This is a genomic window from Faecalibacterium taiwanense (assembly GCF_036632915.2).
Classification (GTDB): Bacteria; Bacillota; Clostridia; order Oscillospirales; family Ruminococcaceae; genus Faecalibacterium; species Faecalibacterium taiwanense.
In genome coordinates, this window is the sequence record NZ_CP155552.1 from 527,490 (window position 1) to 541,438 (window position 13,949).

Genomic DNA, 13,949 nt, shown 5'->3' on the forward strand with positions numbered 1-13,949 from the left:
GGCGGGTCAATCCTCCTTTGGCGGCTCCGCTCCCATTTGGCCCAGATGCCGCTGGGCAAAGAAGAAGCCCACGGCGCTGGCGGCGAACACCACATAATAGCTGGCGATGCGGTAGAGCATCATCACGCTCATCACCTCGCCGCGCTCCAGAAAGCTGCCGAACACCAGCAGGAATGCCGTCTCGATGGAGCCCATGCCGGCCACATTGGGCAGGGCGTTGGACAAAAACAGCATCAAGCTGGTGAGCAGCTGCACCTGCAAAAAGCTCAGAGGGGAAAGCCCCATGAACCGGATGCACAGGTAGGGCAGGCAGAACAGCCCGAACAGCTTGACCGCCTGCAATGCCAGAATTTCAGCGCAGCGGGGCTTATCCGCCAGCAGACGGCGGCTCTCCTCGCCCAGAATATCCAGCTGCTGCTGCCAGTCGGCGCGGCGCTGCTGCCATTTTTCCGTTTTGGGCAGCAGACGCATCAGCCAGCGGGCAAGGTTCTGCACCAGCGGCGATACGCACACCAGCACCAGCACCACAATGATGGCCGCCACTACAGCGTATGCCATGGGCAGATAATTCATCACACCGGTGGTGTTGGCGGCAAGCCATCTGTGCTGAAACAGCAGCATCACCGTGGCATACAGCAGCACGGTGGTTTTGTGGAACACGTACTGCAGGGTCATCAGGCCCACGCCCGGGCCAACCGGCAGGCCGCAGCGGTGCAGATACCATGTCTGCACCGGCACTGCACCTGCGCCCAGCGTGACCACATTGCCAAAGGTGCCGCACCACGCGGTATCGATGCCCTGCCAGAGCCTGAAGCCCGGGATGCGGCTGCGCACGATGCCCCACGCCACGCACCCCTCCAGCAGCGGGTAGCTGAGGCCGATGGCCAGCACCACCAGCACCTGCCATGCGGACAGCTGCGAAAGCGCTGCGGTGATCTCGGCCCAGTTGTCCTTGAACAGCAGCACGATGATGCCGGTAAGTGCGGCGAGCACCAGCAGCGAGATCACTGTCTTTTTGCGGGAAGGTGCGGCAGAGGCGGGTTGGCTCATAGAGAGAACAGGCTCCTTTCAGGCGGAATGATTTGATAAAAGTATAACACACGCGGCCTGTGTCTTTGTGAACGGAACTGGAATTTTCTTGTGCAATTTTGATGGAATGATAAAAAGGCAAGGGCAGATGCACGCATCGACCCTTGCCTTTATTTTGTTTTTAGTCTGTTGATTCGTTCACCAGCCGTGTCAGGGTGGCAACATAGGCTTCGTTGGAATAATATTTCTCGTACATTTTCCGGCAGTCAGCTTTCATGGCGGCCAGCTGTTCCGGATGCAGGATAGCATGCTCCAGCACCTTTGCCAGCTGATCCGGGTCGTCGTCTTTGTACACAAAGCCGTCCACGCCCTCGGTGATCAGCCCGGCGGTGCCGGTGTGCTCCGACACGATGGAGGGCTTGCCGAAGATCAGGCCCTCGGTGACGAAGGTTGGCATGGGATCATCGCGGGAAGCGCATACCACGCAGGCGCACTGATCCATCAGGGATTTAATCTCGGGCCGTTCCAGACGCTTGCGGTAGAAAACGGTGTCCGGGTAGTCCTCCACCAGTGCATCCACGGCGTTCTTCAGGCTCTTGTCCGCCGCCTTGCCCACGAACAGGAAAGCAGCCTTCTGGCGCACCTCGGGCTTTAGCAGGCGGATGGCGTTGCAGAAAATATCCTGACCCTTGCGCGGCTCAAAGGAACCTACGGTCACGAACAGCGGCCTGCCGCCGGCATAGCTGATATCGTAGGGCGGGAAGCTTTCCTGCGCATAGTCCGGCAGACCGTAGATCAGCTGTTCAATGCTGAAGTCCGGCCGCACCGAGTGCATGGCGGCAGTGGCGTGGGAGCCTACGGCGCACACATGCACATTGGAGCCCAGTGTTTTGGGAATCTTGTGCGCAATGAATGGGTAGCCTGCAAAGGCATCGTGCAGCCACCACAGCACCGGCACGAAGGAGCCGTTCAGGGTGCTCACGGCGGCAGCCTCTACCACGGTGTTGGCCAGCACAAAATCGGCACTGGTGGCAAGGCCCCACAGCGACGAGTTCATCACGCAGTCGCTGCGGGTCACTACGGCGGCACCGGCATCCAGAAACAGCGGCAGCGAGCCGTCGTCCGCAGGGCCAAGCACCACCACTTCAAAGCCCATGCTGCGCAGCACCGGCACGGCACTTGTCAGCACGATGGGCGCACCGGTCATGGTCAGCTCGTGGCTCAGGATCAAAGCACGCTTTCCGTCTGCAGAGAACACATCGTCGGCACACAGCTCCCGCCGGAAGTGCAGCAAAGACTGCGGGATGCGGTGGCAGTTTTCCGCCATGGCGGTGGCAAGGCGCAGCAGCTCGGTCACGCTGTCCCTGCCGCGCGCAGCGGCGCGCACCCGGTCCAGAAGCTTCCGCGATACCATGGCGCAGCGGCTGCACGGGATGTGCTGGGTGCTCAGATAAAGGGCGGTGGAGCCATCGAAGCCAAAGGCGGCATCACACACCACAAAATCGGCACCGGTGCGCAGGGCGGCGGCAAAATAGGTCAGGGCGGTGGAGGTGCACTCCAGATCTTCGCTGACCAGCAGCACGCCCTCCACCGAGTCGGTCAGGGCGGGGGCCAGCTCCGTCACCAGCCGGAATTTGCGGTGCAGCTGGTTTTCCAGTGCGTGCTCCAGCGCCTGATGACGGCCCGGTGCATACACCAGCAGATAGGTACTCTGGGTATCGGTATAAACCTGCTTCGTCAGCTGCTTACGCTGCAGGGTGCTGTAACTGCTGTACATGTTGACAACTCCTTTAGCGATCCGATTCAGCCGCGCAGCAGGCGGCGCAAAGCACGCAGCGGTGCGGTAAGCCGCCAGCTGCTGCTCTCGTACAGGTTTTCCAGCGAATCTTCATAGGCAGCACGGCTGTTCTGCAGTTCCGTCAGCTGATTGTTCAGCCGGGTGTTCTCGGCAAGGGCGGCCTGCAGCTGTTCCAGAACATCGTTCTTTTCGGCTTCAGCATGCAGCTTGATGGTATTCAACGCGCTGAGCAGGGCCTTGCCGGGCTGCTCGTGCTGGAAGCGGCCCAGCGGATAGTAATGATAGGTCACGGCAAACTTCATCCCGGCCGCAAAGGGCACGGTGCTGCACACGGTCAGGTTGGGGTCCACATCCAAAAACAGCAGGCAGTCTTCCTGCAGCTGGATGCCGTTCATGGCGCGGCATTCCAGCCGCTCGTCCGAGATGCTCAGGTCAGTCACGCAGCAGGCCAGCTCACCGGGGTCCAGCCGCAGCGCACGGGCATCCGTGGGCAGGGTGAACACCGCAGAGACCTCGTGGGTCAGTTCGTCGTAGGCATCCTCGGCAACGGTCAGGCATTCCCGCGGGGAATAGCCGGAGCCGGAATCGTAGAACAGCTGCGGCAGGGTCAGGGCGGCAGGCTCGTTGTCGCTGCCGTGCCTTGCCAGTGCGGCCTGATAGTTCAGCACCTGTTGTTCCAGCTCCAGACACCGCTGTGCCAGCCGGGATACACCTTCGTCAGAGAGCTTGAGCTGCTGTTCCAAGTCAGCAGCGCGGCTGCGGGCCGCAGCAAGGGTCTCGGGGACATCGTTGTTCATAACCGGATTCTCCTCTTACTTTTATGATGGCTGCACCGCAGCAGCCGGAAAAACATGTCAGTGCCGGGAGGTATAGTGCACGGCGGGCGTTCTGCGCTGTGCAGGGAAAAATCGGATGATGAGTGCGCGGCGTACACGCAGCAGCTCACACACCAGCCAGATAGAGCCCAGAGAGATGGCATATTGCAGCCACATGCCCAGCACCGGCTGCGCAGAGAACTTTGCTACCATCAGATACCACGGAATAGCGATGATCTCCACGGTATGTACGCAGAAAATGTTCAGCGAACGGCGGCCCACCGCTTCCAGAAAGTGCACGATGGGGCCATGGCCGCGGCTGAGCCGCATGAACAGCCGGATGAAAAGCAGGCCTGCAGCACCGTCCAGAAAGATGCTCAGCGGCCCCAGCGACCACTTGGCCAGCGAGATGCAGTCGGTGGTGCGGGTAGCAAGAGCGCCTACGGCAATGAGTGCTGTGGCGGCCAGCAGCCCGGCAAAGACTTTGGGCGGCAGGGGCTCGTCCAGCAGATGCTTCTTTTTGGCAAGGAAGCCGATATAGAGGTAGGGCACTACCACGGCACCCTGGATCAGGCAGAAGGGCAGCTCCCACACAAGGCTCGCGCCCCAGCCCAGCAGGACGCAGCCTGCCACAGCCCATGGAACATAGCGCTCCGGGAAGATGTTCAGGATCACATCCAGCAGCACCCAGCCTACCATCAGCGCCAGCAGATACCACATCGGCCCGCAGGAGAAGAACTCCTGCCCGAAATACTCGGCCGTGTGGGGCAGGCCCAGCAGAAAGCCGCCGGTGACCTTGATAGACTCGCCGATGGTGCCGGGCAGGTACTGGAACGTCTTATAATGAATGATAAAGTGCAGCACGCAGGTGAACAGCGCCGTGTAAGCATAGGGTTTGAGAAGGCTTTTGAGCTGCTGGTGGATGCACTTGTGGATAGAGCGCTTGCGGAAGCCGTAGCCGCTGGCAATAAAAAAGGCGGCCATCAGCGCTTCGCGGTAGATGAAGGGGAAAAACGCGGTCAGGGACAGGCCGCTGACCGCCTGCATGGGATAAAGCTCGGCGGTATGTGCAAAAACGATGGTCAGCATACCGGCACCCTTGAGCATGTCGAACATGCCGATGGAGCTGGCGGTGCGGGGCTTGGTTCCTTCCATGGAGGTTCCTTCCTTGCGCGGGACATTCCATCAGAGCCGGACGCCGCACAATGCGTAGATTTTGAATGAAAAAGATAAAATTTTGTATGGATATAAACCCAGTATAATGCTTTTTGCACAGACTGTCAATTTTGAATTGCGGTCCGGCGGGCGAGGACACATTGCAGCCTGCAATAAAAGCATAGCACAGGCAGGGTGGCTTCGCAACGAAAGGCAGAATTTGCATCTGGAAACGACATGATGTGCAAGATTTTATTGTCAATATTGGAAACTAAATGTTGCAAAACTCTTGCATTGACACAAGTCTTATTGTATACTGGGCACAGTTGGAAATGACTGGAAGGATCTGTGTTGGCCTACACAGGAGCGCCGGATCGGATGATAAAAATGGAGGAAAAAATGATTACATCGCTGTATCAGTCACTTTGCAATATGGAAACCAACATTGCAGACCGTGTGGCTCTGCGCTGGTATGATGAAGAAAAGCAGGGCGTGGCCGAGGTGCACTACGCACAGTATGCCCAGGATCTGCGCCGGTTCGTGGCGTTCCTGCGTGCAGAGTATGGCGACGTGCGCGGCAAGCGTGTGGCGATCCTGGCCCGCAACAGCTACCAGTATGTCATCTGCATGTACGGCACGGTCATTGCCGGAGCCGTGGCTGTGCCGCTGAACCTTGGCAAGGACTGGGATGCCATCTCCTATGAGCTGGGCCTCACCGAGCCGGTGTGCATCCTGCAGGATGGCGAGTTCGCGGAGCGGGAGCCTGCCCTCGCTGAGACCTACGGCAGCATCCTGAAGCCCATGGATGTCTTTGCGGCCTATGAGCCTGCCGAGGACGTGACCGAGGTGGAGGACCTCTCTGCTCTGGCTTTTATCATGTTCACCTCCGGCACCACCGGCCGCAGCAAGGGCGTTATGCTGAGCCAGAAGAACCTGTTCAGCGCCATGCCGGCCTTTCTGGACCCCTTTGACGATGTGAAGAAGTACACGGGCTGGAACACCGATGAGTTCTCGTCCCTGTCCGCCCTGCCCATGTTCCACATCTCCGCCATGACCAGCCTTGTTTCGTGGAGCATCACAGGCCACTCCATCAACCTGTGCAACAACCTGAAGTATTTCTACCGTGATCTGGGTGCCATGCACAGCGAGGTGATGGCAGTGGTGCCGGTTCTGCTGAAGAGCATCTACAGCGATGTGATGAAGGGCCGCCGCGACCGCCTGAACGGCCTGTGCGTGCTGACCTGCGGCGCTGCCATGTTCGACCCCAAGATTCTGAGCGATATGATGGAGAAGGGCTTCTTTGTGGCCCAGATGTACGGCCTGACCGAGACCTGCGGCGACGGTGCATGGAACTCCTCACAGGAGGCAAAGTACCTGACCAGCGTGGGCCATGTGGACCTCAGCTGTGAATACAAGCTGGACGACGGCGAGCTGTGCATGCGGGGCGACCCCATCATGCTGGGCTACTACAAGGACCCGGAAGGCACTGCAGAAGTCATCGATGCAGACGGCTGGTTCCACACCGGCGACATTGCCCGGGTGGAAGAGGACGGCTACATGTACCTGACCGGCCGCAAGAAGAACGTGATCATTCTGGACAGCGGCGAGAACGTGAACCCCGAGGAGCTGGAAAAGCTGCTGGTGCCCTGTGCGGACATTCAGGAGTGCATCGTGAAGGAAAAGGACAAAAAGATCTGTGCCCTCATCTGCTGTGACCCTGCAAAGCAGGAAACTGTGAAGGAGTTCGTCACTGGGGTCAACCGCGGCCTGCCGCTGTACAAGCGCATGGTGACGGAGTTCAGCGCACAGCCGCTGCCCCGCAACGCCATGGGAAAACTGCTGCGCTGAACACAGGAGGAAACAGAACAATGAGTAAGATCAGAGTGCTGGATAATGTCTACGACCTTATCACCATCAACATGGAAGACCGCTTCAAGGATAATGTGGCCTTCCGCTTCTACGACACCGCAAACGATGCCGTGACCACCATCCTCTATAAGGATTATGTGCAGGATATCCGCAAGGCGGTGAATTACTTCCAGTCCACCATCCCGGAGATCAAAGGCAAAAAGATCTGCCTGCTCACCAAGAACAGCTACGAGTATGCCGTGAACACCTTTGGCGTGGTGGCGGCCGGTGCGGTGCTGGTGCTGCTGAACCAGCGCAAGAGCTGGGACGAGCTGAGCTACGAGCTGGGCCTTGTGGAGCCGGATGCCATCCTGACCGACGGCGACGACTACGGCTTCAACGACCAGCTCAAGGCTGCCTACGGCGATATCCTCCGCCCCATGGATGGCTTCCGGAGCTATGAGCCTGCGCAGCTGACCCGCTGCATCGACCACGAAGCCCTGATGGTCCTGATGTTCACCTCCGGTACCACGGGCCGCAGCAAGGGCGTGATGCTGAGCGAGAAGAATTTCTTCTCGGTGATGCGTGCCCACACCCAGATCGGTGAGCACATGATGGCGTATAAGCACGAACCGAACCTCGTCATGAGCCAGTACACCGTGCTGCCCATGTTCCATCTGGGCGCGTTCATCTGTCTGTTCTCCTGGGCCCATGCAGGCTGGGCGCTGAACGTCAGCAGCGACATCCGCAACTTCTATAAAGAGGTAAAGCGGATGCCCAGTCAGGCCATGGCGGTGGTGCCGGTCATTATGAACTCGCTCCACCACGATGTGATGCGCGGCCGCAAGGAACGTCTGGGGGAGCTGTGGGTGCCCATCTGCTCCTCTGCCATGTTCGACCCGCAGGTGATGCTGGATATGGCGGAACACGGCATGTTCGTGGTGCAGACCTACGGCAGCACCGAGACCTGCGGCGACGGCATCATCAACTACGCACAGGACGCAAAGCACATCGGCGCTGTGGGTCAGGGCAACGATTATCTGGACTACAAGATCGCCGAGGACGGCGAGCTGTGCATGCGCGGCGACAGCATCATGCTGGGCTACTACAAGGACCCGGAGGCCACCGCCGAGGTCATTGACGCGGACGGCTGGTTCCACACTGGCGATCTGGCCCGCAAGGACGAGGACGGCTACTATTTCCTGACCGGCCGCAAGAAGAACCTCATCATTCTGGACAGCGGCGAGAACATCAACCCCGAAGAGCTGGAAGGCATCGTGGGCAAGTGCGAAGCCGTGAAGGAATGTGTAGTAAAAGAAATGGGCAAGAAGATCGGCGTGGTGGTCTATTGCGACGAGGACAAACAGCAGCAGGTGCGGGACTTTATCACCGAGGCAAACCGCACCCTGCCGCTGTACAAGCGTATGAGCGCAGTGGAGTTCAGCACCGAGCCGCTGCCGCGCAACGGTGCAGGCAAGCTGCTGCGCCAGTGATACAGATGCGATCGAATGCCCGGATGCATAAATGGGCCGGCAGACCGGCAGACTGAAAACAGGAGTTCCGACAAAAAACAAAGCTTTGTTGCCGGAACCCTTGCGCACAGGAGAGAATCAGGGTATTATTATGGAAAGGCATAGGAGATTGTGCCTATTATCCGTCACGGAAAGGAAGAAAATTTCTATGGAACGAGCAGAGATCATTTCCCAGATCCTGGCCATCCTGGAGGATGTTGCCGAGGTCTCTCCCGAAGATGTGAATGAGAACAGCGTCCTGATGGACGATCTGGATCTGTCCTCAATGGAGATCCTGACCATTGTGGCAGACCTCGAGGAGACCTTCGGCCTGCGCATCCCTGAAAAGGAGCTGCGCAACTTTGTGACCATAGGGGATCTGGTGGATTATCTGGCGGCAAACGCGGGGTAACAGTTCATGAATGAGTCGCAGCGCTCGACGGAGTACATCTTTCAGGGAACGATGTACTTCTTCCGTCGGGAGAAGATCCTGTGTCGGTACCAGTTTGCGCTGCAGGATGCGGTGGAACCCGCTCTTTTGCAGCGCGCACTGGAGGCGGCGCTTTCGGCCGCACCGTACTATCGGGTACAGCTGGTGCAGGAAAAGCGGAGCTTTTTTCTGGAGCCGAACCCGAACCCCTGTCTTGTGTATCAGGGCAGTGCACAGCGCGATATCCCGGAGGAAACGAACGGCTATCTTTTCAGCGTGAGCTGTGAGGGGGACACCGTCTATTTTGACTGGTATCATTTCCTTATGGACGGCCACGGGGTGTCGCCCTTCCTCACCCGCATTCTGGAACAGTACTGCAACCTGCGCTATGGCACGGCGTTTGAAAACACGCCCATCGTGTGCAGCCCGGCCTATGACATCGAGGCCATGATGGAAAAATATCCACCCCACACAGCCACCGAGAGCACGATGCAGAGGGATGTGGTGCAGACCTACGAGGGCAGGATGCGCCGCACCCGGGTGCGGCTGACCAAGCAGAGCCTTGTGGACCGGGCAGTGGAGAACGGCGTCAAGCCCTTTACAGCGCTGGCCGGTCTGCTGAGCCTTGCGCTGCGCAGCTATCTGGGCAAAGACGAGATCCAGTATTCCTACTCGGCAGATACCCGCAGGGAAGCGGGCGTGCCGGATGCCCTTTACAACTGCGTGTGCTCCTTTCAGAGCGGCGTGAAGCTGAACGATGACACCCGCCTTGCGGACATCGTGCCGGAAATGGATGCCGAGGTGCTCCGCACCCTGCAGCCGGAGGCAAAGCTGCGCCAGATGGTCCAGCAAATGAGCTGGGTGTACAAGGTAGACCAGCAGAAAGCGCCCCTGCGCATCAAGCAGAGGGTGTTCCAGATGGGTGAGTACATCAGCGGTGTCCCGGCGGATTTCTGGCTCAGCTATCTGGGCAATCCCCTGATGCCGGCTGCGCCGGAGCTTCAGCAGTACATCAGCGACTTCAACGTCTGGGTCCCGCCGGATGGCGGCTCCATGGGTGTGGAAGCCTCCAGCCTGAACGGCATTATCACCCTGTGCATCGAGAACAAGGCCGAAATGCCAGGCCTTGCCGGGATGATCCGCACCGCCTTTGAAAAAGAGGACATCACGGTGCTGGAAGCCGTGGATCTGGATACATAAGTACAGAACATAAAAAGCACTCTTTCCGGGCAGGAAAGGGTGCTTTTTTGCGTTTTATTCGGTCCGTGCAGGCCGTGTGGTCACTTCGCCGCAGCGCAGAGCCTCCTGTCGGCCGTTCTCCCGCTGGATGACCAGCCGCCCTTCCTCGTCGATGGCAAGGGCCTTTGCGGCGTAGGTCTCGGTCTCGGCACACACCGTCACCCAGTGGCCGGGCACAAAGCACCGGGCGCGGTACTCATCCAGACAGTCAAACGCCGGGCAGAGGGCCAGCAGCTCCCGGGCAATGGCCCCGGCCAGTGCGGCCCGGCTCACCGGGGCAGGCCCGCCGGGGTACAGGCTCCCGGCCCTGCGGGCCAGCTCCTCCGGCCAGTCGGCAGCGGTGGAGGTAAGGTTCAGCCCGATGCCCACCACCAGCCATTCCAGCTGTCCGCTCTCGAGGTCGGTCCCCGCTTCGGTCAGGATGCCGCAGACCTTTCTGCCCTGATAGTACAGGTCGTTGACCCACTTGACGGCAAGCTCCAGCCCGCAGAGCTTTTTCACGGCACGGCAGACCGCTACCGCGGCGCTGATGGTAGCGGTCTGGGCATTGGCGGCGGGCATTTCCGAGCGCAGCAGCACCGAGCAGTAAACGCCCTTGCCTGCCGGGCTTTCAAATCTCCGGCCCAGCCTGCCGCGTCCGGCGCTCTGGTGGGCGGTGAGCACCAGCGTGCCATGGGGTGCACCATCCAGCGCCAGCAGCTTTGCCGTGCGGTTGGAGCTTTCCAGCGTGTCATATAAATAGATGGGTGCAGGGTAGTCCCCGATGGCTTCGGTGCAGAACGGGTCGCCGCCTGCCAGCCGGTAGCCCCGGCGGGGCGCAGCTTCCAGCGCGTACCCTTGGGCCGTGAGGGCCGCAGCGGCCTTGTGCACGGCAGCGCGGCTCACGCCGAGGGTCTCGGCCAGCTGCTGGCCGGAAACGTAGCTGCCCCCGGCAGCGGAAAGTGCCTGCAAAAGTGCCTGACGGGTACTGACAGCCATGGCCGAATGCCTCCTTTTGTGCTATACTACTTCTATTGTATCATAAAAATAAAAGTTTTTGCAGGATTTTGAACGGCTGTTTCGTATGAATGTGCAGAAGGGCAGCGCAGGGGCTGCACTTCGTCGGACCGGGACGAAACTGAAAGGAGGTGGACAGGCCGTTGACGACCTTGGAATTCAGCGCGATGGTGCAGAAATACCAGTCGCTCGTATATACGGTCTGCCACCAGCTGGTGCCGGATGCCGGCGATGCGCAGGACCTGACGCAGGAGACCTTTCTGGCGGCATGGCGGGCCATTGACCGCTGCCCGTCCGGGTTTGAAAAACAGTGGCTGGCACGCATCGCTGCCAACAAGGCAAAGGACTATCTGCGCAGCGCATGGGTGCGCAGGGTGAACATTCCCGGCGACGATGTGCTGGCGCTGGAAGGTGCGCCGCCCGGCACCCAGCCGGAACAGCAGGTGCTGGATGCGCTGGGCGAGGAAGAGCTCACCGCCATGATCCTGGACCTGCGGGAGCCCTACAGAACGCCTTGCCGTCTGGTGCTGCTGGAACAGCACACCATGGCCGAGGCGGCACAGCTGTGCGGCCGCCCGCCCAAGACGGTGGAAGCACAGATCTACCGGGCAAAAAAGATGCTGGCACAGCAGATACTACAGCGTGAAAACGATGGAAAGGAGTGCGTACATGGAACTGTTTGACAAAAACGGCTGCCTGACCGACGAAGGCCTGCAGGCCCTGCAGGCAGGCGGGCTGGATGAGCTGGGCCGGCTGGAAACAGCGGAGCACCTTGCCTACTGTGATAAATGCATGGATCGTTACACGGCCCTGCTGACGGCAGATGCGCTGGAAACGCCGCCCCACTCCGCGCACAAGGCTGTGATGGCCGCCATCTGGGTGCGGCTGATGCAGAACACATGGGGCCGTGCCGCAGTGGCCGGTGTGGCGGCGGTGCTGGCCTTTACCATGTGGCGCTCCGGCACCATAGACCAGCTGCTGAATTTCCGGCAGGAGCTGCACACATGGACACCGGAGACCAGCCAGAGTCAGACCGAAGAAGCCTTGCAACTGGGCAAGCCGGTGGAAGATGGCCGACCGTCCGCCCAGCCGGAAATACTGGGAAAGCCAATGGACGACGACAAGCCGAAGCAGCAGGCTTCGCTGGCAAAAGCACTCAATGACCTGCTGTTCGGAGCCGGCGGCCCTGCAGCAGAAAAATACAAAAATTCGCCACTTGCAGATCAAACGAAATAAGGAGATCGATTATGATGAAAAACGGAATCCTGACCTTCCTCTTCGCCTTTTGCCCGGGCGCAGGCCAGATGTATCAGGGCTACATGAAGCGCGGCCTTTCGCTCATTACGATGTTCTGCGTGGCCTTTGGTGCGGGCACTCTGCTGGAAGTTTTGTATGTAGCCATGCCCATTGTGTGGATGTACAGCTTCTTTGACACCTTCAATCTCCGGGCGCAGATCGGCGCAGGCACCGCCCCGCAGGACGATTATCTGGTGCACATCAACTGGCACGACCAGCGCATGGAACAGTTCATGCTGGACAGCCACAAGCTGCTGGGTTGGGGCCTGATCGCGCTGGGCGCGCTGGTGGCCTACCAGAACATCCTTATGAACACGCTGGGGGATATCGTGTGGCGCTGGGGCCAGAGCAGCCCTTTCTTCCGCGCACTCTACCTGATGATGGATCAGCTGCCGGAGGTGGTGGTCTGCGTGGCCCTGATCATCTGCGGTGCGTGGCTGGTGCGCGGCCCCAAGGGCAGAAAGCAGAAGCCGCAGAACGATGCCGAAGATGAAGATTTTACCGAGTATACTGCACAGGATGCGCAGGCGGAGCCGAAAGCAAAGGGCTTTGCCATGCCCAAGCTCTCGGCTCTGCTGGGCAAGCCCGTGACCCCGGACGATGAGACGGAGGATGCCGACGATGGACGAGACGAGAAATGATGCGCCGCTGACCGGTGAAGCACCGCAGACTGCAAAACCGCAGCCGCTGCGCCGGGTGGGCAGCTTTACGCTGGGCGTATGCCTGATCGCAGCGGGCATCTTCTTTCTGCTTGCCTATTTTGTGCCGGGCTTTGACTGGAAGCTGACGCTCAAGATCGCCCCAGCGGCAGGGCTGATCCTGCTGGGCGGCGAGGTGCTCTTTTTTGCCGCCCGCCCGGGCCGCTGGAAATACGATTTCTGGTCGGTGCTGATCTGCCTTGTGCTCATGGCCGGGTGCTTTGGCCTTTCGCTGCTGCCGGTGGTGTGGGATGAACTCGGCCCGGAGCGGAATCAGGCAAGCATGAAGCTGGGGCAGGAATATACGACAGAAGCCTATGACAAGATCAAACAAACAGCCCCGGATATCCGTGTGAAGAATATCAGCGGAAACGCCTACCTGTACAGCAGTGAGGCGAAAACGCTGCGGGATGTGAATGCCGGAAACGGCTATCTGAGCCTGACTGTGGAGCTGTTTGGCAGCTATGACAGCGTACAGGCCTTTGCGCAGGACTGCCGCAGCGTGACCGATGCCGTGCAGCAGTGCAGCGCACAGCCGGATGAGCTGCGCATTACATGGTCGCCGGAGAACGACCCGGGCCAGAGTCTTGCCTCCGGCAGCCTGCAGAATGTGGAGCAGTACACGCTGGAACTGGAAGGCATCGCACAGCTGGACTGGACGGCTGACCAGATGGCAAAGCAGACCGAGGTGCAGTATCTGCTGGACGAAGAAAACGAAGAAACGGCAGAGTCCGAAGCTTTTTCCGAGGAAAGCGCGGAGCTGAGTGAGTGAAACAAAAAATGCTTCCGTGCGGCGCACGGAAGCATTTTTTTGTTGAAATCAGCCGAAAACTATGTTATGCTATCTCTGCTGCTGAAAGGCGGCGGGGCACTGCAAACAACGGCAGGCGGTTCGGCCCTCACTTCCGAAAGGAGGTGAGTACATGCCAATTACTTTGACATTCCACTTGTTTGGATTGACATTCACCATTCGCGTGAAAAAGTAAGAACCGCCACCCGGCACGGTGACGGTTCTCAAAAACTGTAAACCTTGAACTGGGGCCAACCGCTTGTCGCAGTGCCCTTTCTATAGACATTATAGCGAATCCCGGCAGAGCTGTCAAGCATCTGCCGGGATTCGTTTTATCGTAAAAT

The 13,949-nt window shown here is 59.3% G+C and carries 13 protein-coding genes; 8 read left to right on the top strand and 5 right to left on the bottom strand.

What is annotated here, in order from left to right; all coding sequences use genetic code 11:
- Positions 1-6: 6 nt before the first annotated feature.
- From PXT33_RS02475 to PXT33_RS02490, 4 genes are all read right to left on the bottom strand, one after another.
- Positions 7-1,050, bottom strand: coding sequence for a lysylphosphatidylglycerol synthase transmembrane domain-containing protein (locus tag PXT33_RS02475; RefSeq protein ID WP_332375881.1), 1,044 nt, complete (start codon positions 1,048-1,050; stop codon positions 7-9).
- A gap of 160 nt (positions 1,051-1,210) precedes the next feature.
- Positions 1,211-2,806: a glycosyltransferase family 4 protein gene (locus tag PXT33_RS02480; protein WP_154255531.1), complete on the bottom strand. Its 1,596-nt coding sequence runs from the start codon at positions 2,804-2,806 to the stop codon at positions 1,211-1,213.
- Between the two features lie 26 nt (positions 2,807-2,832).
- Positions 2,833-3,624 (bottom strand): hypothetical protein, encoded by a 792-nt coding sequence (locus tag PXT33_RS02485; protein ID WP_097774308.1) that lies wholly within the window; start codon positions 3,622-3,624, stop codon positions 2,833-2,835.
- A gap of 57 nt (positions 3,625-3,681) precedes the next feature.
- Positions 3,682-4,797: an acyltransferase gene (locus PXT33_RS02490; protein WP_332375882.1), complete on the bottom strand. Its 1,116-nt coding sequence runs from the start codon at positions 4,795-4,797 to the stop codon at positions 3,682-3,684.
- 399 nt (positions 4,798-5,196) lie between these two features.
- Between PXT33_RS02490 and PXT33_RS02495 the strand changes: the two genes are divergently transcribed.
- From PXT33_RS02495 to PXT33_RS02510, 4 genes are all read left to right on the top strand, one after another.
- Entirely contained in the window at positions 5,197-6,645 is a 1,449-nt protein-coding gene (locus PXT33_RS02495) for a class I adenylate-forming enzyme family protein (RefSeq protein WP_332375883.1), read from the top strand.
- Positions 6,646-6,665: 20 nt separating this feature from the next.
- Positions 6,666-8,138, top strand: a complete 1,473-nt coding sequence (locus tag PXT33_RS02500) for a class I adenylate-forming enzyme family protein (protein WP_332375884.1) — start codon at positions 6,666-6,668, stop codon at positions 8,136-8,138.
- Between the two features lie 187 nt (positions 8,139-8,325).
- Positions 8,326-8,568 (top strand): acyl carrier protein, encoded by a 243-nt coding sequence (locus PXT33_RS02505; protein WP_044953961.1) that lies wholly within the window; start codon positions 8,326-8,328, stop codon positions 8,566-8,568.
- A 6-nt stretch (positions 8,569-8,574) separates the two neighbouring features.
- Positions 8,575-9,786: a hypothetical protein gene (locus tag PXT33_RS02510; protein ID WP_332375885.1), complete on the top strand. Its 1,212-nt coding sequence runs from the start codon at positions 8,575-8,577 to the stop codon at positions 9,784-9,786.
- A 54-nt stretch (positions 9,787-9,840) separates the two neighbouring features.
- On the opposite strand, the gene PXT33_RS02515 is transcribed toward PXT33_RS02510, so the two are convergent.
- A complete protein-coding gene (locus PXT33_RS02515) occupies positions 9,841-10,803 on the bottom strand; it encodes a biotin--[acetyl-CoA-carboxylase] ligase (RefSeq protein WP_332375886.1) in 963 nt (320 codons plus the stop codon).
- 161 nt (positions 10,804-10,964) lie between these two features.
- Between PXT33_RS02515 and PXT33_RS02520 the strand changes: the two genes are divergently transcribed.
- Genes PXT33_RS02520 through PXT33_RS02535 form a run of 4 tightly spaced genes read left to right on the top strand, consistent with a single transcriptional unit; the run spans position 10,965 to position 13,587 of the window.
- A complete protein-coding gene (locus tag PXT33_RS02520) occupies positions 10,965-11,504 on the top strand; it encodes an RNA polymerase sigma factor (RefSeq protein ID WP_223388239.1) in 540 nt (179 codons plus the stop codon).
- Complete coding sequence (locus PXT33_RS02525; protein ID WP_332375887.1) at positions 11,491-12,057, top strand: hypothetical protein; 567 nt, start codon at positions 11,491-11,493, stop codon at positions 12,055-12,057. Before PXT33_RS02520 ends, PXT33_RS02525 begins: the two co-directional genes overlap by 14 nt.
- Before the next feature lie 11 nt (positions 12,058-12,068).
- Positions 12,069-12,758 (top strand): hypothetical protein, encoded by a 690-nt coding sequence (locus PXT33_RS02530; RefSeq protein ID WP_332375888.1) that lies wholly within the window; start codon positions 12,069-12,071, stop codon positions 12,756-12,758.
- Complete coding sequence (locus PXT33_RS02535) at positions 12,739-13,587, top strand: hypothetical protein (protein ID WP_332375889.1); 849 nt, start codon at positions 12,739-12,741, stop codon at positions 13,585-13,587. Before PXT33_RS02530 ends, PXT33_RS02535 begins: the two co-directional genes overlap by 20 nt.
- Positions 13,588-13,949: the final 362 nt, after the last annotated feature.